Here is an 18,313-nt window from a genome sequence, read left to right as displayed (position 1 = left end):
TCGTTCCCCCGCGCAGGCGGGGGTCCGGTGCCTTGTGGTGCGAAGGCACCGGGCTCCCGCCTGCGCGGGAGCACGACAGGGGCGGTGCGCCGTTATAGATACAGTCCGTCCGTGCCAGATTCCGATCGGCCCCTGGCTCGACGCACCCATGCCGATCGGCTATTATCCGATAAATAACGCATAACAGAGGGAGGCGCTGGTGAAGGGTTCGAGGATGCTGGTGGGCGTGGCAGCGCCGGCACTGGTGATCGCGGCATGGGCGGCAGCGGCCGTGGCGCAGGACGGTGGCCCGCGAGTCGAGCCGGTGCAGATCGATCCTTCCCGCCCCGATTGGGAGAACCCGGCGGTCTTCGCGCGGGGCAAGATGCCGGCCCACGCCACCGCCTTCCCCTTCGAGAACCGCGCCCGCGCGCTTGCCGGCCATCGCACCCAGTCCTCGCGCTTCCTCAGCCTGAACGGCGACTGGCACTTCGCGTTCAGCAAGTCGGTCGACGGCGCGCCCAAGGATTTCTGGGCACGCGACTATGACGTATCCGGCTGGAAGACGATCCCCGTGCCGTCGATGTGGCAGGCGCAGGGCTACGGCCAGGCCAAGTACAACAACATCACCTACCCTTTCCCCGCCAACCGGCCGCTGGTGCCGCACGACGACAACGAGACCGGCTCGTACCGCCGCGACGTCGATGTGCCGGCGAACTGGTCGGGACAGGACATCATCCTACATATCGGTGCCGCCGGCTCCGCCTACCGCGTATGGGTCAACGGGCAGGAGGTCGGCTACTCGGAGGATTCCAAGCTCCCCTCCGAGTTCGACGTCACGAAACTGGTGAAGCCCGGCCGCAACAGCGTGTCGATCCAGGTCCAGCGCTGGTCGGACGGCAGCTATCTGGAGGACCAGGATTTCTGGCGCGTCTCGGGCATCGAGCGCGAGGTGTTCCTGATGGCGGCGCCCAGGACGCGGATCAGCGACTTCTTCGTCCATGCCGGGCTCGACGACCAGTATCGCACCGGGAAGCTGGCGGTGGACATGACCGTCGCGCCGGGTGCCGCGGCCAGTGCCCGCTACGTGCTGATGGACGGCGACCGCGTCGTCGGCCAGGGCCGCGCGCCCATCGCCGCCGGGAACGCGCCGCGCACCCTGACCCTGTCGGGCAACGTGCCGGGCGTGAAGCCGTGGACCGCCGAGACGCCCGATCTCTACATGCTGCTGGTCGAGTTGTACGACGCGAAGGGCGCGATCCTGCAGTCGAGCTACGCGCGCATCGGTTTCCGCAATGTCGCGATCCTCGACGGGCGGGTGACGGTGAACGGCAAGCCGATCACCATCCGCGGCACCAACCGCCACGAACATGATCCCGAGACCTTCCACGTCGTCAGCCGCGCGTCGATGGAACACGACATCCAGCTGATGAAGCGGAACAACATCAACGCGATCCGCACCTCGCACTACCCCAACGACCCATATCTCTACGAACTCGCCGACCGGTACGGCCTCTACGTCATGGACGAGGCCAATATCGAGAGCCACGCGTACATGGATTATGCCAACCGGCATCCGGACGATCGCGCCAAATACCAGATCGGCTTCGACCCCGCGTGGAAGGCCGCGCATGTCAGCCGCGTGACCAACATGGTCGAGCGCGACAAGAACCACCCGTCGATCATCTTCTGGTCGCTGGGTAACGAGGCCGGCATCGGCCCCGATTTCGAGGCCGCCGCCGCCGCCGCGAAGGCGCGCGATCCGGGCCGGCTGATCTCGTACCTCGGCTGGGGCACCTGGGACGGCATTCACGACCATCGTCCCAACTGGTTCGCCGACATCTATGCGCCGATGTACGATCCGGCGGTGAAGATGGCCGATTACGCCACCAACTGGGTCTACAAGCAGCCGATGATCCAGTGCGAGTACGCGCACATGATGGGCCAGTCGGGCGGCAATCTGAAGGATTACTGGGATACGATCTACGCCCATCCCGAGAAGCTGCAGGGCGGCTTCGCCTGGGACTGGGTCGATCAGTCGATGTACCGCTATGCCAAGGACGGTCGCCGTTACTGGGGCGACGGGAGCGAATATGGTCCCAATCCGGGCGGCGACATCGAGTTCGGCGACGGCATGCTCCAGTCCGACCGCACGCCCAACCCGCAGCTGTACGAGCTGCGCAAGGTCTATGCGCCGGTCCAGTTCGACGGCTTCGACGCCGCGACTGGTCGCGTCACCGTGCGCAACCGCAACGACTTCACCGACCTGTCGGGCTACAGCTTCGACTGGGAAGTGGCGGAGAACGGCGTGCCGGTCGCCAGGGGCGCGCTGCCATCGCTGAGCACCGCGGCGCGGGGGGCAGAGGCGATCACGCTGCCGCTCGCCGGCGTCGCCCGCAAGCCGGGCGCCGAATATTTCGTGACCGTCAACGTCCGGGCGAAGGACGGCACGATCCCGCTCGTCCCCGCCGGCACGCTGATCGGGTTCGAGCAGTTCGCGCTCGCCACCGCCACCCCCGTCGTCGCCGCTGCGCCGGATGCCGCCAGCGGCAAGGTCAGCGTCGCCAATAGCGGCAGCGCGGTGACGCTGAAGGCCGCCGACGCGGAGCTACAGATCGATCGCGCCACCGGGCTGATCCGCCGCTACACTGCCGGCGGTCGCGCACTCGCGACGGGCGGCCAGCCGCATTTCTGGCGCGCGGTGACCGACAATGACCTGGGTATCGGCGTCGACAAGCAATTGGCGGTGTGGAAGGCGATGAGCGACACGCGCAAGGTCCGCTCGGTCCGCACCGATGGCGACGCGGTGACGGTGACCTATGACTTGGGCGATGGTGCCGCGACCTTCACCACCACCTATGCGATGGCACCCGACGGCAGCGTTGCGGTCACCGGCCAGCTCACCCCGGTTAAGGCGGACCTGCCGCCGCCGTTCCGCGTCGGCCTAGCCTTCGCCATGCCGACCGACATCACCACCGTCGAATGGTATGGCCGTGGCCCGCACGAGAGCTATGTCGACCGCAAGACCTCGGCGCCGATCGGCCTGTGGCGCGGTGCGATCGCGGCGCAGAACCATGATTTCATCCGCCCGCAGGAGACCGGCAACAAGATCGACGTGCGCTGGATGGAGCTGTCCGGCGCCGGCACCGGCGGCATGGGTGGTCTGCGCGTGCAGGGCGACACGCCGCTGATGATGAACGCGCTCGCCTTCCCCTATGCCGATCTCGACCGACATGAGCCGGGGACGTGGAAGTCGACCGACATCGTGCCGCACGGGCAGGTCACGTTGCTGGTCGATGGGGCGCAGTGGGGCGTCGGCGGAGACACCCAGTGGAGCGAGTTCGGCAAGCCGCTGCCCCAGTATCGCACCAAGGCGGAGCCGACCCGTGTCGCATTCCGCCTGACGCCCTTCACCGGCGCCGGCACCACGCCCGACAAGGCGCGCCCGGCGACGGCGACCGGGGAGGAGTAAGGCACGCCCGGCTGCCGCTTTCCGGCATGGGAAGCGGCAGCCGGGTAAGAAGAAGGTGGTTCACGCGGAGACGCGGAGCATGTCCCGTGCGTGTCAGCGCACTCTCACCATCACCGACCAATGATGAAAAGCCGCCGCAAGGCCGGATGCAACACCTCCGCGTCTCCGCGCCTCCGCGCGAACGACCTTCTTCTTCGCGCCTTCGCGATCATCATAGCCAGGAGCGGATACGATACCGCAAGACGGCGGGTGCCGCCCGTCCTACCCGCCCCCGCGCGACACCTGGTCGAGGTGCAGGTAGCGCGGGTTGAAATCGGCGATCTGGCTGATCGCCTGCCAGTCGTCGAAGCTGATCCGGCGTTTGTCGCGCTGGATCAGCCCCTCTGCCTCCAGCCCGCGCAACGTGCGGTTGACATGGACGGACGTCAGGCCGACCGCGTCGCCCAGCTCCTCCTGCGTCATCGGCAGGTCGCAGCGCCCGGCTTCGTCGGTCAGGCCGGACACCCGCATCCGCACCGCGAACTCGCACAGCAGGTGCGCGATCCGTGCGCGCGCGTTGCGGCGGCCGACATTGGTCACCCATTCGCGGAAGATCGACGCCTCGACCAGCGAGTCGATCCACAGCGCCTGCCCGACCATCGGCCGTTCGCGGATCAGCCGCTGGAGCGCGCCATGTTCGAGCTGCACGACCTCAAGATGACCGACCGCCTGCACGCTGTGATCCGCCACCCGCAGGAACAGGTGCTGCAGGTCGAGGAAGTCGCCCGGCAGATGCAGCGCCACGATCTGGCGTGCGCCGTCCGTGGTCAGCTTCTGCCGGAACGCCAGCCCCGACAGCGCGAACGCGCAGATGCCGCCGGCCAGGTCGCCTTCGCGGACGATATAGGCCTTGGGCCCATAGCTGGCGAGCGTGTGCGGCAGGGCGAGGATCGCGCGCCGATCGTCTTCGGACAGCGCGCACCGCATCTCCAGCTTCTCGATCATGGCGGTAAGAACGTTGGTCGCTGTCATCGTGCCGTCGATCGCGGCGTGCCTCCCTGAGCCTGAAAGCCGGCGTAGCGATGTGGCAGAAGTGCTGCTCCAACATTTGTTTCGATTGCGTGCGCAATTCAGCACGGCAGTACAGAGACTTGGGGGCACGCCGGTTGGCAGGATTGGCGTCCGGGCGCGCTGGACGCTAAAAGGGGCTGCGATGATCCGCCTGACCGAACTGTCCCTGCCCCTGCATCATGCCGACGAGGCGCTGCCCGCCGCGATCTGCCGCCGGCTGCGCATCACGCCGCGCGAACTGGTCCGCCATGTCGTCGCACGCCGCGCGCACGATGCGCGGGACAAGGGCGACATCAAGCTGGTCTATTCGGTGGACGTGAACGTCCGGGACGAAGCGGCCATTCTCAACCGCTTCCGCAAGGATCGCCAGGTCCAGCGCACCCCCGATACCCGCTACCGCTTCGTCGCGCAGGCGCCGGAGGATGCGGCCCGACCGGTGGTGATCGGCGCCGGTCCCTGCGGGCTGTTCGCCGGGCTGATCCTGGCGCAGATGGGCTATCGTCCGATCATCCTCGATCGCGGCAAGGTGGTGCGCGAGCGGACCAAGGACACCTGGGGCCTGTGGCGGCGCAGCGTCCTGAACCCGGAAAGCAACGTCCAGTTCGGCGAGGGCGGCGCTGGCACCTTCTCCGACGGCAAGCTCTACAGCCGGATCAAGGACGGCCGTCACCTCGACCGCAAGGTACTGACCGAGTTCGTGAAAGCCGGCGCCCCGCCCGAGATCCTGACCGAGGCGCATCCGCATATCGGCACCTTCCGCCTCGTCACCATGGTCGAGAGCATGCGCGCGACGATCGAGGAACTCGGCGGCGAATATCGCTTCTCCACCCGCGTCGACGGGCTCGATGTGGTCGAGGCGGCGGGCGAGCGCCGCATCCGCGGTCTGCACCTGCACGACGGCGGCTATCTGGCGGCCAGCCATGTCGTGCTGGCAATCGGCCACAGCGCGCGTGACAGCTTTGCCATGCTCCAGGCGGCGGGCGTCCATGTCGAGGCCAAGCCCTTCTCGATCGGCGTGCGGATCGAACATCCGCAGGGCTGGATTGACCGCGCCCGCTTCGGCGCCAATGCCGGCCATCCCATGCTGGGCGCGGCCGAATATCATATCTCGCACCACTGCTCGAACGGGCGCACCGTCTACAGCTTCTGCATGTGCCCCGGCGGCACCGTGGTGGCCGCCACCTCCGAAGAGGGGCGCGTTGCGACCAACGGCATGAGCCAGTATTCGCGCAACGAGCGCAACGCCAATTCCGGCTTTGTCGTCGCCATCGACCCGGCGCGCGACTATCCGGGCGACCCGCTCGCCGGCATCGCGCTCCAGCGCCACTGGGAAGAACGCGCCTTCGTCGCCGGCGGATCGTGCTACAAGGCACCGGCGCAGCGGCTCGGCGATTTCCTGGCGGGCCGCGCCTCGACCGCCCTCGGCAGCATCGTGCCCTCGTACAAGCCCGGCGTCACGCCGACCGATCTGGCGGAATGCCTGCCCGATTTCGCGGTGGCGGCGATGCGCGAGGCGGTGCCCGTCTTCGGTCGTCAGATCCCCGGATACGACCACCCGGACGTGGTAATGACCGGCGTGGAGACGCGCACCTCCTCCCCCGTCCGCTTCACTCGCGACGAGGCGTTCCAGAGCCTCAACACGCGCGGCCTGTTCCCGGCCGGCGAGGGTGCGGGATATGCCGGCGGCATCCTGTCCGCCGCGGTCGACGGCATCAAGGTCGCCGAGGCGGTGGCGCTCAGCATGGGCGCGAGCACGGCCGACGCGCAGAGCGCCGTCGCCGCCTAGATCTTCCCCCGCAAGGGGAGGATCGACTAAGGTTTCGACGTGCTCGTCCTCTTCAACAAGCCCTACGGCGTCCTGTCGCAGTTCACCGACGCGCGCAGCCCGTCGCCGCGCCCGATCCTGTCGGCCTATATCGACCGGCCCGGCATCTATCCCGCCGGCCGGCTGGACCAGGACAGCGAGGGGCTGCTGCTCCTCACCGATGACGGCGCGCTTCAGGTCCGGATCGCCGACCCGCGCTTCAAGCTGCCCAAGACCTATCTGGTCCAGGTCGAGGGCGAGCCGGACGAGGCCGCGCTCGACCGGCTTCGCCACGGCCTGATCCTGAAGGACGGGCCGACCCGCCCCGCACAGGCGGAGCGGATCGCCGCGCCCGATCTCTGGCCGCGCGACCCGCCGATCCGCGTCCGCCAGTCCATCCCGGACACCTGGCTGCGCGTTACCTTGCGCGAAGGCCGCAACCGCCAGGTCCGCCGCATGACCGCCGCGATCGGCCACCCGACGCTGCGGCTGGTGCGCTGGCAGATCGGCGACTGGTCGCTCGACGGGCTGGCGCCGGGTGAGTGGCGGGAAGCAGGCATCACCCCAAATCCGTCATCCCCGCGCAGGCGGGGATCCATAAACGCTGACCGTCGAACCTAGAGGCGCGACGTCGGCGCGTCTGGATCCTGGCCTGCGCGAGGATGACAGGGGAGCAGGGAGACACTTGCCCCGATCGACCCGCACCGACATGACACCGGCCGTGCACCACCCCGCTCCCTTCGCGGCGCAAGCCGCCGACCTCGCCGCGCTGCGCGATGCCGGCCGCCTGCGCAGCCTCGCCCCGCGCCGGGCGATCGACTTCTCCTCGAACGACTATCTCGGCCTCGCCCGCTCGCCCCGCCTGCGCGCCGCTGTCGCTGCCGCACTCGATCGCGGCGTATCGGTCGGCTCGGGCGGGTCGCGGTTGCTGCGCGGCAACGACCCGGAGCATGAGGCGCTGGAGGCGGAGGCTGCCGCCTTCTTCGGCAGCGAGGCGGCACTGTGGTTCTCCAGCGGCTATGCCGCTAACGCCGCGTTGCTCGCCACCCTGCCCCAGCGCGGCGACCTGATCGTCCATGACGCGCTGGTCCATGCCAGCGCGCACGAGGGAATGCGCCTGTCGCGCGCCGCCGCCCTCCCCGGCGGCCACAACGATGCCGGCCAGGTGCACGACACGATCGCGACGTGGCGCAAGACCGGCCACACGGGGCGCGTCTGGATCGCGGTCGAGAGCCTCTACAGCATGGACGGCGACCGTGCGCCGCTATCCGATCTGATCGCCGTCGCCGATCGCCACGACGCGGTGCTGCTCGTCGACGAGGCGCACGCCACCGGCGTGTTCGGTGACAGGGGCCGCGGGCTGGCCGAGCATCTCCACGGTCGCGCGAACCTCATCACGCTGGCCACCTGCGGCAAGGCGCTGGGGTGCGAGGGCGCGCTGGTCTGCGGCCCCGCCATCGTCCGCGACGCGCTCGTCAACCGCGGCCGTGCCTTCATCTTCTCCACCGCCCCCTCCCCGCTGATGGCCGCCGCGGTGCGCGAGAGCCTTCGCATCGTCGAGGGCGAGCCCGAGCGTCGCGCTGCCCTGACCGCATTGGTCGAGGAGGCCGCGCGGCTGTTCGCCCCGCTCGGCATCGCCGCGACCGGCAGCCAGATCGTGCCGGTGCCGGTCGGCGACGATGTCCGCGCCATGGCGATGGCCGCCGCGCTCCAGGCGCGCGGCTTCGACGTGCGCGGCATCCGCCCGCCGACCGTGCCGCCCGGCACCGCGCGGCTGCGCCTCTCGCTGACCCTGAACGCGACGCCGGCCGACCTGTCCGCCCTCGCCGAAGCGCTTGCCGAGGTATGGGCATGAGCCGCTATGTCGTCACCGGCACCGACACCGGCATCGGCAAGACCGTCTTCGCCGCCGCGCTGACCGCCGCCATTGATGCACATTATTGGAAGCCGATCCAGGCCGGGCTGGAGGATGGAGAGGGCGACGCCGACATCGTCGGCCGCCTCGCCGGTATTCCCCGCGACCGTGTCCTGCCCGAGGCATATCGCCTCGCCACCCCCTGTTCGCCGCACCGCGCGGCGGAGATCGACGGCGTCGCCATCGACCCCGCCAGCCTGATGCCGCCTATCCAGGCGCCGCTGGTGATTGAGGGCGCCGGCGGGGTGATGGTGCCCGTCACCCGCGACCTCGTCTTCGCCGACCTGTTCGCCCGCTGGCACCTGCCGGTGATCCTCGTCGCGCGCACCGCACTTGGCACGATCAACCACAGCCTGTTGTCGATCGAGGCGCTGCGCCGCCGAAACGTCGCCATCCACGGCATCGCCTTTGTCGGTGACGCGGTCGAGGACGGCGAAGCGACCATCGTCGCCATGGGCCAGGTCCGCCGCCTCGGCCGCCTGCCGCAGCTCGACCGCCTGGACGCCGCGACGCTCGCCGCCGCCTTTGCCACCCATTTCCGCGTGGAGGACTTCGCGTGACCGACAGCCCCGTCTGGCACCCCTTCACCCAGCACGGGCTGAACGAACCGATCCCGCTCGTCACCCATGCGGAAGGCGCGCTGCTCCATATCGAAGGCGGTGGGACCATCGTCGACGCGATCTCGTCCTGGTGGGTGACCACGCACGGCCATGGCGATCCCCGCATCGTCGCCGCGATCCGCGATCAGGCGGCGCGGCTCGACCAGATCATCTTCGCCGGCTGGACGCATGAGCCGGCCGAGACGCTGGCGGCGGGCCTGCGCCGGATCATGCCGCCGGCGCTGACCCGCGTCTTCTTCTCAGATTCGGGGTCGACCAGCGTCGAGGTCGCGTTGAAGATGGCGCTCGGCTACTGGGCGCACCGCGACGAGCCCCGCGCGCGCATCCTGGTGATGGAGCACAGCTATCACGGCGACACGATCGGCGCGATGTCGGTCGGCGCGCGCGGCGTGTTCAACGCGCCCTATACGCCGCTGCTGTTCGACGTTGACACCATCCCCTTCCCCGCTGCTGGCCGGGAACAGGCGACACTCGACGCGCTGGAGGCCGCATGCCGCGGGAAGCCGGCCGCCTTCATCGTCGAGCCGCTGATCCTGGGGGCCGGCGGGATGCTGGTCTATCCGGCCCATGTGCTGGCAGAGATGCGCGCGATCTGCGCCCGCCACGACGTGCTGTTCATCGCCGACGAGGTGATGACCGCCTGGGGCCGCACCGGCACGCTGCTGGCGTGCGAGCAGGCCGGCGTCGTGCCGGACATCCTCTGCCTGTCCAAGGGCCTGACCGGCGGCGCGGTGCCGCTCGCTGTCACGATGGCGACCGAGCCGATCTATGCCGCGCACCTGTCGAGCGACCGCGCGCGGATGTTCTTCCACTCGTCGAGCTACACCGCCAACCCGATCGCCTGCGCCGCCGCCAACGCCAATCTGGCGATCTGGCAGGACGAGCCGGTCGCCGATCGCCTCGCCGACCTGACGGCCCGCCAGACGACGCATCTTGCTGCGGTCGCCGCCCTCCCCGGCACCGCCAACCCGCGCCAGCTCGGCACCATCATCGCGATCGATCGCGCTGGCACAGAGGGCGGCTATCTCGCCGCCAGCGCACCCGCGATGATGGCGATGGCGCGCGAAGCCGGCGTGCTGCTGCGCCCGCTCGGCCCGACGCTCTACGTCATGCCGCCCTATTGCATCACCGACGACGAGCTGGCGCGCGTCTATGACGTGATCGCGACATTGGTCACCAGCTGACCCGAACCACTGCGCCCTCGGGTGCCGCCAACCCCGGTACCGCCACCTCCACACCGTCGATCAGCGCCACGCCTTCGCGCATCGCCCGTCCCGTCACTGCCCGCTCGGGCAGCAGCTCGGCGGGTGACCCCTGCGCCGTCACCAGGCCATCGGCGATCATCACCACATGGTCGCCGAGCAGCCGCGCCTCCTCGACCGCGTGGGTGACGTAGAGCATCGGCAGCCCGAACCGCGCCTTCAGCGCGCCGACGAAGGCCAGCACCTCCGCGCGCCGCGCGGCGTCCAGCGCCGATACCGGCTCGTCGAGCAGCAGCAGTTCGGGCTGGCTGAGCAGCGCCCGCCCGATCGCCACGCGCTGTCGCTCGCCCCCCGACAGGTCGCGCGGGGAGCGTAGCAGCAGGTGGCCGATCGCCAGCACCTCAACCACCGCGTCCCAGCCGATCCGGCGCTCGCCCCTTGCGCGGGTCAGGCCGTAACGCAGGTTCCGCTCGACGTTCAGGTGCGGGAACAGCCGCGCATCCTGATGAACCAGCCCGATCCGCCGCCGCTCCGCCGGCACAAAGCGACCGGTGGCGGTATCGGTCAGCACCCGCTCGCCCAGCATCACCCGTCCGCGCTCGGGCCGCGCCAGCCCGGCGACCACCGCCAGCGTCGCCGACTTGCCAGCGCCCGACGGCCCGAACAGTACCGTCACCCCATCTGCCGGCCCCTCGAACGCGAGGTCGAGCCGGAACGCGCCCAGCTGCCGCACCGCCTCGACGATCATCGGGCCGCCCGCCGCCGCCCGATCGCCAGCAGCAACTCCGACAGCAGCAGCCCGGCAAGCGCCGCCGCCAGCGAGATCGCGGACAGGCGCAGCGCCGCGCCCTCCCCACCCGGCACCTGCAACGCCGCATAGATCGCCAGCGGCAGCGTCTGCGTCTCGCCGGGAATGCTCGCGGCAAAGGTGATGACCGCGCCGAACTCGCCCAGCGCCGCCGCGAAGCCCACCACCGCCGCCGCCAGCAGCCCGGGCGCGGCGAGGGGCAGCACGATGGTCAGCGCGCGGTCGACCGGCCCCGCCCCCAGGCTGCGCGCCGCCTCTTCCAGCGCCGGATCGACCGCCTCGATCGCCTGCCGCGCCGCGCGCAGCATCAGCGGAAACGCGCACACCCCCGCCGCCAGCGCCGCACCCGCCGGGGTAAAGGCCAGCCGCACGCCCCAGGCGGCGTCCAGCCAACGCCCCACTGGCCCCTCGATCCCGAACACCAGCAGCAGCGCGAAACCGGTCACCACCGGCGGCAGGATCAGCGGCGCGTGGAGCAGCGCGTCGAGCAGCACCCGCCCTGGGAACCGGTGCCGCGCCAGCAACCACGCGAACGCCGTCGCCGCGATCAGCCCCCACAGCGTCGCCCAGCCGGCGACCCGCAGGCTCAGCGTCAAGGCCGTCCACTCCTCGGGCGTCAGCATGTCAGCCGCGAGCCCCATTATTGCTGCGCAGTGCTGGCAATGACGCCACGCTGCTAACCGATCGGCCGGAAGCGATAGCGGCGAAAGATCGCCTGCGCCTCCCGCCCGGCCAGGAAGCGGTAGAAGGCGGTCGCCCCCGGCCGCGCGTCGCGGAGCACCGCCGCCGGATAGACGATCGGCGCGTGGCTCGCCGCCGGGAACACACCGACGACCCGCACCGCCGGATCGGCGGCCGCGTCGGTCTCGTACACCACGCCGAGCGGCGCCTCCCCCCGCGCGACATAGGCGAGCGCGGCGCGCACGTCCTGCGCCGGGGCGAGCCGCGCCGCCACCTGCTGCCACACGCCCAGCCGCGTCAGCGCCTCCTGCGCGTAGCGGCCGGCCGGCACCGATTTCGGCTCACCGATCGCCAGCCTTCCCCCCGCACCCAGCGCCGCCGCCAGCGGAAAGCCCGGCCGGATTACCAGCCGCAGCCGGCTGCGCGCCGGCGCGACCAGCACCAGCCGCCCGCCGAGCAGGTCGCGCCGCGCGCCCGGCATCAGCCGCCCGGCCTGCTGCAAGCGGTCCATCCACTGCGCGTCGGCCGAGACGAACAGGTCCGACTGCGCCCCTGCCTCCACCTGCCGCGCGATCGTGCCGCTGGCCGCGAAGGAGAAGCGGACCGCCTGCCCGGTCCGCGCCGTATAGGCCTTGCCCACCGCGCCCAGCGCATCGGTCAGCGAGGCGGCGGCGAATACCGTCAGCGCCGGCTTGTCCTGCGCGGGGGCCGCGACCGGCAGCATCAGCAGGGGCAGCGCGGCCATCCAGCCGACCAGGCGGCGGCGAGCGGGGGAGAACATCATATCCGCCCGGATATACCGCCCACGGCGGGCGGGCAATGCTCCGGCTGGACAGGCGACCCGCCTTCCGCGACCGTGATCGCATGACCCATCCCATTCCAGACCTCGGCATCGTCGAGGGGTTCTTCGGCCCGCGCTGGTCCTGGGCGGAGCGGACCGCGGTGATCGATCACCTCGCCCCCTCCGGCTATCGCTTCTATCATTACGCGCCCAAGGCCGACGCCCATCTGCGTCGCGACTGGCGAACCCCCCATCCGGAGGCCGAAGCGCGGGCGATCGCGGCCTTCGCCGATCACTGCCGGGCGCGGGGCGTCCGCTTCGGCATCGGCCTGACTCCGTTCGAGTTGCACGCGGATTTCGACGCGGCCGGCCGCGGCGCCCTTGCCGAGCGGCTCGCCAGCCTCGACGCGCTGGGGCTCGACGATCTGGCGATCCTGTTCGACGACATGCGCGGCGACGTGCCCGAACTGGCCGAGCGGCAGGCGGCGATCACCGCCTTCTGCGCCGAACGGACCCGCGCGACCCGGCTGTTCATGTGCCCGACCTATTATTCCGACGACCGCGTTCTCGACCGCGTCTTCGGCGCACGGCCGGCCGACTATCTCCAGACGCTCGGCCGGCTGCTCGATCCGGCGATCCGCGTCTACTGGACCGGGGAGGAGGTCTGCGCGCGCGAGATCACGCCGGGTCACCTGCGCGACGTCGCCGAGCGGCTCGGCCGGCCGGTCTGCCTGTGGGACAATTACCCGGTCAACGATGGCCCGCGCATGTCCGATCACCTGCACCTGCGCGCCTTTACCGGGCGGTCCGCGGCGAACGCGGCCTGGCTGAGCGGCCACGCGATCAACCCCGCACTCCAGCCGCTGCTCGGCTGCATTCCCGCCGCGACCCTGCCGATTCTTTATCGGAAAGCAGAGGCTTACCGGTACATGGAGGCGTTCCGCAGTGCAGCAAAATCGATCGCCGGACCGGAACTGGCGGCGATGCTGGAGGCGAATATCCTGTCGTTTGATGATGCCGGGCTGACGCGGCTCACCACCGGATCGGCAGCGATGCGCGCGCGCTACGCCAAAATCGACCATGATTGCGCCCGGGAAGTGCTGAAATGGCTGGATTTCGGCTATCATGTGTCAGCCGAAAACGTGCAGACACAGTAGATCGCGCAAAACGTCCCACATCGGGACATGGCTCCTACATGGTAAAAATAATTTTTAGCATACGTCTGCTGCACTGCAACCTTTCCAGAGTGTTGTCGTTGGGCCGCTGAATGCTCGGAGGCGAAAATTTGACTGGCACGGTGCCGGTTGGATGACGACGGCATTCGCCCAAAGGGAGTATCAGTATGACGACCAAGTTCTTGGTAGCGGCCGGCCTGCTCGCCGGTTTTGCCACCCCCGCAACCGCCGCGACCCTGCTGCTGCAGAATGGCAGCACCGCCACGTTCGCCGCTCCGGCCGGAACCGTCATCGATTTCAGCTCGGCTCTCCCCGCCAGCTTCACCGCCAGCTACAGCAACGCCGCGATTGTGACCGGTGACCTGGTCAACGCCGCGGCCCAGCCCGCTTTCAGCGATGGCAGCGCCTATCTCGCGGTCGGCCAGGCCGGCAGCGCCACGCTCGCCAGCACCGGCCTCGGCTACCAGTCGGTCAGCTTCTTCATCGGGTCGATCGACTCGTTCAACTCGGTGCAGGTGCTCAGCACCACCGGCCAGTTGATCGCGTCCTATGCCGGCACCGCCTTCACCGCGACGCCGAACGGCAACCAGGAACTGTCGACCACCAACCGTCGCATCACCATCACCCGCGACGCGACCGACGCGCTGATCGGCGGCATCCGCTTCCTCAGCGACGGCAACGCGCTCGAGGTCGACAACGTCGTTTTCGCCGTGCCCGAGCCGTCGACCTGGGCGCTGATGCTGCTCGGCTTCGGCATGGTCGGCACCGCGACCCGCTATCGCCGTCGCAGCCGCCAGGTCGTGTACGGCTGATCTCAGCGTACCAGTAATGGCATGCCGTCGGACTCACCGGTCCGGCGGCATGTCAGCGTTTGGCGTCCTGCAACTGCCCCGCCACCATCGGCGCCATCCGGTCGGCGATCTTCGCGATCCCCTCGGCCGTCGGGTGGACATGGTCGGCCTGCATCAGCGCCGGCGTGCCGATCACGCCGTCGAGGATGAACGGGTAGAGCCCGGCATCATAGCGCTTCGCCAGATCCGGCCAGATCGGATCGAAGCGCGCGACGAAGTCCGGCCCCAGATTGGGCGGCGCGCGCATGCCGGTCAGCATGACCGGGATCTGCCGCTTCTTCAACTCGGCGAGCATCGCATCCAGATTGGCGCGCGTCTCCGCCGGCGAGATCTGGCGCAGCACGTCGTTGCCGCCCAGCCCCAGCATCACCAGGTCCGGCTTGCGCGGCAGATTGTCGAGCGCGAAACCCAGCCGCTGGCGCCCCGCCGCGGTGATGTCGCCCGACACGCCGGCATTCACCACGGTCGCGTTGATGCCCGCCGCCCACAGCCGCTTCTGCACCCGGTCGGGCAGGCTCAGCCCGCGTCCGACGCCATATCCGGCATAGAGGCTGTCGCCGAACGCCAGCACCAGCCGCTCCGGCCCCTGTGGCCGGACGACCGCGGCGTCGGCCGTCGCGCTCGGCGCCGGCGTCGCCGCATTCTCCGCCTGCGGCGCATCTGCGCGCCCGCAACCGCCCAGCAAGGCTGGCGCGGCCAGCAGCGCGGCGGCATAGCGACTTGCGTTTCCTATCCTCAATCCGGCAGCTCCCATCGATGACGATATCCGATATGGCCATCGCCGCCCGCGGTGTCACCCTGACGCTGGGCAGTGCGGGCGCGCCGACCACGATCCTGAAGGGTATCGACCTGTCCGTCCCCGCCGGCACCAGCGTCGCGCTGCTCGGTGCATCGGGGTCGGGCAAGTCGTCGCTGATGGCCGTCCTGTCGGGGCTGGAGCGCGCCACCGCCGGCGAGGTCCGCGTCGCCGGGCTCGACTTCACCGGGCTGGACGAGGACGCGCTTGCCCGCGCCCGGCGCGGTCGCATCGGCATCGTGTTGCAGGCGTTCCACCTCCTCCCCTCGATGACCGCGCACGAGAATGTCGCGGTGCCGATGGAGCTGGCCGGCATGGCGGACGCATGGCCCCGCGCCGCCGCCGAGCTGGAGGCGGTCGGCCTCGGCCATCGCCTCACCCACCTGCCGGCCCAGCTGTCCGGCGGCGAGCAGCAGCGCGTCGCCATCGCCCGAGCGCTCGGCCCCCGCCCACCGCTCGTCTTCGCCGACGAGCCGACCGGCAACCTCGACGTGACCACCGGCACCGCGATCATGGACCTGCTGTTCGAGCGCCGCGCCGCCACCGAAGCGACCTTGGTCGTCATCACCCATGACGCCGCGCTCGCCCGCCGCTGCGACCGCACGGTCGAGCTGTCGGACGGCCGCATCGTCGCCGACAGTAGCCCGGCATGAGCGGCTGGTCGCTCGCCTGGCGGCTGGCCCGGCGCGAGCTGGACGGGCGATTCCGCGGCCTGCGCCTGCTGCTCGCCTGCCTGATCCTCGGCGTCGGTGCGCTCGCCGCGATCGGCAGCCTGACCGACGCGATCGGGCGCGAGCTGGCGTCGCGCGGTGCGGTGATCCTGGGCGGCGACGTCGAGTTCGGTGCCTCGCAGCGCAGCGCCACGCTGGCCGAGCGCGCCGCTCTTGCCCGGCTCGGTACCGTGTCCGCGACGGTCCGGATGCAGTCGAGCGCGATCGGCGGCACCGCCGCTCAGCCGATCGTCGTGCCGATCGAACTGAAGGGCGTCGACGCCACCTACCCGCTCTATGGCCAGCTGCGCCTCGCCGACGGGCGATCCGCCCGCGCGCCCGATCCGGACGGCGTGTTCATCGTTCCCGCGCTCGCCGACCGGCTCGGCGTTCGCCCCGGCGGCACGCTCCGCCTTGGCGGCGCACGCTTCACCGTGCGCGGCATCATTGCCGACGAGCCGGACCGGCTGGGCGAGGGCTTCACCCTCGGCCCCGTTGCGATCGTCTCCATGGCGGGAATCGACCGCACCGGTCTGGTCCAGCCCGGCAGCCTCTACGAGAGCAAGTACCGCGTCCGCCTGTCGCCGCGCGCCAGTCCCGACACCGCCGTCAACCGCTTCCGCACCGCCTTCCCGACCGCCGGGTGGGAGACGCGCACCCGTGATCGCGCCGCGCCCGGGGCCGCGCGGCTGGTCGACCGGATGGGGGAGTTCCTGCTGCTGATCGGCCTGTCGGCGCTGGTCATCGCCGGCATCGGCGTCGGCGGCGGCGTGTCGTCCTACCTCGCCGCGCGCCGCCGCAGCATCGCCATGCTGAAGGTGATGGGCGCGACCGCCGACCTGATCCGTCGCGTCTACCTCCTTCAGGTCGGTGTGGTCGCCGGCGTCGGCATCGCCGCCGGGCTGGCCGTCGGCATCGCCGCGGTGCCGCTGCTGCTGTGGCTCGCCAGCGACGCGCTGCCGGTCGCGCCCGGCTTCGCGATCGAGCCGGTGCCACTGGCGCTCGCGGCTGCGCATGGCTTGCTGATCGCGCTCGCCTTCGCCCTGCCGCCGCTGATCGCCGCCGGCCATATTCCTGCGGCGGGGCTGCTGCGCGGGACGGTGCAGGCGGTGCCGGTGTCGCGTTGGCGCCTGCTGCCGCCGTCGCTCGCCGCACTCGCCCTGTCGGTGGCGCTGGCGCTCGGCAGCAGCACGCGGCCGGCGCTCGCCGCCGGCTTCCTCGCGGCGGTGGCGGGCGTGCTGGCGCTGCTGACCGGTTTCGGCTGGCTGGTCCGCCGCCTCGCCGCCGCCCTGCCCCGCCCACGCCGGCCGCTGCTGCGCCTCGCCATCGCCGGGCTGCACCGGCCCGGCGCGCAGACCGTTGCGCTCGTCGTCGCACTCGGGCTGGGGCTTACGCTGTTCGTCCTGCTCGCCGCGATCCGCACCGCGATCGACGCCAATATCCAGCGCACCGTTCCCGCCAGGGCGCCCGCGCTCTTCGCACTCGACGTACCCCCGCCCCGCGAGGCCGAGTTCCGCCGCACCGTCGCTGCCGTCGCACCGGCCGCCCGGATCGCCACCGTCCCGGCGATGCGCGGCACCATCACCGGCTATGCCACCATCCGCGTCGCCGACCTGAAGTCCATACCGGAGGGCGCCTGGGCGCTGCGCGGCGAGCGCGGCCTCACCTATTCGGCGACGGTGCCGGAGGGTAGCGAGGTCGTTGCCGGCCGCTGGTGGCCGCGCGACTATAGGGGGCCGCCGCTGGTGTCGGTCGACGAGCGCCTCGCCCGCGTGCTCGACCTGAAGCTGGGCGACCCGCTGACGATCAGCCTGCTGGGCGTCGAGCGCACCGCGCGCATCGCCTCGTTCCGACGGATCAACTGGGACACGCTGGGATTCAACTTCGTCCTCGTCTTCTCCCCCAACGCGATCGAGGACGCACCCCACAACCTCGTCGCGACGATCGACCTGCCGCCCGGCCGCGAGGCGCGCGTCGTCCGCGCGCTGCTCGCCCCCTTCCCCTCGGTATCGGTGATCGAGGTGCGCGGCGTGCTGGCGCAGGTGCGCGGGCTGGTGACGCAGATGGCCGCCGCCATCTCCGCCGCCGCCGCGGTCGCGGTGCTCGCCGGCATCGCCGTGCTGGTCGGCGCGATCGCCGCCGCGCGCGAGGTTCGAACCTATGACGGCGTCATCCTGCGCACCCTCGGCGCGACGCGCGCGCAGGTGCTGGGCAGCCAGGCGATCGAATTCGCGCTCCTCGCGCTCGCCGTCTCGGTGCTGGCGCTCGGCGTCGGACTGGGCGGGGCGTGGTACGTCGTGACGCAGGTTTTCAGCTTCCAGTGGCTGCCCGACTGGACCGCGGTCGGCCTGACGCTGGCGGTCGGCGCAGCGATCACGATGATCCTCGGTCTCGCCGGCGCGTGGCCCGTCCTGGGAGCCCGCCCGGCGGCGGCACTACGGACCGTCTGACGAACAATTCACTTGATAC

The 18,313-nt window shown here is 70.6% G+C and carries 15 protein-coding genes; 10 read left to right on the top strand and 5 right to left on the bottom strand.

Going from position 1 to position 18,313, the window contains the following annotated elements; translation table 11 throughout:
* Positions 1 to 214: 214 nt before the first annotated feature.
* On the top strand, positions 215 to 3,451 hold the full coding sequence (locus tag Q5H91_RS13220) for a glycoside hydrolase family 2 TIM barrel-domain containing protein (protein ID WP_305173951.1): 3,237 nt from the start codon (positions 215 to 217) through the stop codon (positions 3,449 to 3,451).
* A 261-nt stretch (positions 3,452 to 3,712) separates the two neighbouring features.
* Here the strand turns inward: Q5H91_RS13220 and Q5H91_RS13215 are convergent, their stop codons facing one another.
* Positions 3,713 to 4,462 (bottom strand): Crp/Fnr family transcriptional regulator, encoded by a 750-nt coding sequence (locus Q5H91_RS13215; protein ID WP_305173888.1) that lies wholly within the window; start codon positions 4,460 to 4,462, stop codon positions 3,713 to 3,715.
* A gap of 181 nt (positions 4,463 to 4,643) precedes the next feature.
* Here Q5H91_RS13215 and Q5H91_RS13210 point away from each other — a divergent pair, with 181 nt between their 5' ends.
* The 5 genes from Q5H91_RS13210 (at position 4,644) to Q5H91_RS13190 (ending at position 10,024) form a co-directional block, all read left to right on the top strand.
* Positions 4,644 to 6,287 carry an NAD(P)/FAD-dependent oxidoreductase gene (locus Q5H91_RS13210; protein ID WP_305173887.1) on the top strand — a complete coding sequence of 548 codons (1,644 nt, stop codon included), beginning with the start codon at positions 4,644 to 4,646 and terminating at the stop codon, positions 6,285 to 6,287.
* A 39-nt stretch (positions 6,288 to 6,326) separates the two neighbouring features.
* Positions 6,327 to 6,926 (top strand): pseudouridine synthase, encoded by a 600-nt coding sequence (locus tag Q5H91_RS13205; protein ID WP_305173886.1) that lies wholly within the window; start codon positions 6,327 to 6,329, stop codon positions 6,924 to 6,926.
* Between the two features lie 88 nt (positions 6,927 to 7,014).
* Entirely contained in the window at positions 7,015 to 8,160 is a 1,146-nt protein-coding gene (locus Q5H91_RS13200) for an 8-amino-7-oxononanoate synthase (RefSeq protein ID WP_305173885.1), read from the top strand.
* Positions 8,157 to 8,780 carry a dethiobiotin synthase gene (gene bioD, locus Q5H91_RS13195; RefSeq protein ID WP_305173884.1) on the top strand — a complete coding sequence of 208 codons (624 nt, stop codon included), beginning with the start codon at positions 8,157 to 8,159 and terminating at the stop codon, positions 8,778 to 8,780. The genes Q5H91_RS13200 and bioD overlap by 4 nt, the downstream gene beginning before the upstream one ends.
* Positions 8,777 to 10,024, top strand: coding sequence for an adenosylmethionine--8-amino-7-oxononanoate transaminase (locus Q5H91_RS13190; protein WP_305173883.1), 1,248 nt, complete (start codon positions 8,777 to 8,779; stop codon positions 10,022 to 10,024). The genes bioD and Q5H91_RS13190 overlap by 4 nt, the downstream gene beginning before the upstream one ends.
* Here Q5H91_RS13190 and modC read toward each other — a convergent pair.
* The 3 genes from modC to modA are packed head-to-tail and all read right to left on the bottom strand — an operon-like array spanning position 10,014 to position 12,315.
* Positions 10,014 to 10,790 (bottom strand): molybdenum ABC transporter ATP-binding protein, encoded by a 777-nt coding sequence (modC, locus tag Q5H91_RS13185; protein WP_305173882.1) that lies wholly within the window; start codon positions 10,788 to 10,790, stop codon positions 10,014 to 10,016. The two genes, Q5H91_RS13190 and modC, sit on opposite strands and share 11 nt — an antisense overlap.
* The gene (gene modB / locus Q5H91_RS13180) at positions 10,787 to 11,473 is read right to left on the bottom strand and encodes a molybdate ABC transporter permease subunit (RefSeq protein WP_305173950.1); all 687 of its coding nucleotides are present in this window, start codon (positions 11,471 to 11,473) and stop codon (positions 10,787 to 10,789) included. The genes modC and modB overlap by 4 nt, the downstream gene beginning before the upstream one ends.
* 53 nt (positions 11,474 to 11,526) lie before the next feature.
* Positions 11,527 to 12,315, bottom strand: a complete 789-nt coding sequence (modA, locus tag Q5H91_RS13175) for a molybdate ABC transporter substrate-binding protein (RefSeq protein WP_305173881.1) — start codon at positions 12,313 to 12,315, stop codon at positions 11,527 to 11,529.
* 80 nt (positions 12,316 to 12,395) lie between these two features.
* On the opposite strand from modA, the gene Q5H91_RS13170 reads away from it, so the two are divergent.
* The gene (locus Q5H91_RS13170) at positions 12,396 to 13,469 is read left to right on the top strand and encodes a beta-N-acetylglucosaminidase domain-containing protein (RefSeq protein WP_305173880.1); all 1,074 of its coding nucleotides are present in this window, start codon (positions 12,396 to 12,398) and stop codon (positions 13,467 to 13,469) included.
* A 185-nt stretch (positions 13,470 to 13,654) separates the two neighbouring features.
* Positions 13,655 to 14,299 (top strand): PEPxxWA-CTERM sorting domain-containing protein, encoded by a 645-nt coding sequence (locus Q5H91_RS13165; protein ID WP_305173879.1) that lies wholly within the window; start codon positions 13,655 to 13,657, stop codon positions 14,297 to 14,299.
* A 52-nt stretch (positions 14,300 to 14,351) separates the two neighbouring features.
* Here the strand turns inward: Q5H91_RS13165 and Q5H91_RS13160 are convergent, their stop codons facing one another.
* Positions 14,352 to 15,092, bottom strand: a complete 741-nt coding sequence (locus tag Q5H91_RS13160) for an arylesterase (protein WP_305173878.1) — start codon at positions 15,090 to 15,092, stop codon at positions 14,352 to 14,354.
* Between the two features lie 2 nt (positions 15,093 to 15,094).
* On the opposite strand from Q5H91_RS13160, the gene Q5H91_RS13155 reads away from it, so the two are divergent.
* Both Q5H91_RS13155 and Q5H91_RS13150 read left to right on the top strand, forming a co-directional pair.
* Positions 15,095 to 15,787 carry an ABC transporter ATP-binding protein gene (locus Q5H91_RS13155; protein ID WP_305173877.1) on the top strand — a complete coding sequence of 231 codons (693 nt, stop codon included), beginning with the start codon at positions 15,095 to 15,097 and terminating at the stop codon, positions 15,785 to 15,787.
* Positions 15,784 to 18,294 carry an ABC transporter permease gene (locus Q5H91_RS13150; RefSeq protein ID WP_305173876.1) on the top strand — a complete coding sequence of 837 codons (2,511 nt, stop codon included), beginning with the start codon at positions 15,784 to 15,786 and terminating at the stop codon, positions 18,292 to 18,294. The genes Q5H91_RS13155 and Q5H91_RS13150 overlap by 4 nt, the downstream gene beginning before the upstream one ends.
* Positions 18,295 to 18,313 lie beyond the last annotated feature (19 nt).

This window comes from Sphingomonas aurea (genome assembly GCF_030678875.1).
In the GTDB taxonomy this organism is placed as follows: domain Bacteria; phylum Pseudomonadota; class Alphaproteobacteria; order Sphingomonadales; family Sphingomonadaceae; genus Sphingomonas; species Sphingomonas aurea.
Note: the sequence above shows the minus strand (reverse complement) of the source record. Positions and strands in the feature narration are given on the sequence as shown.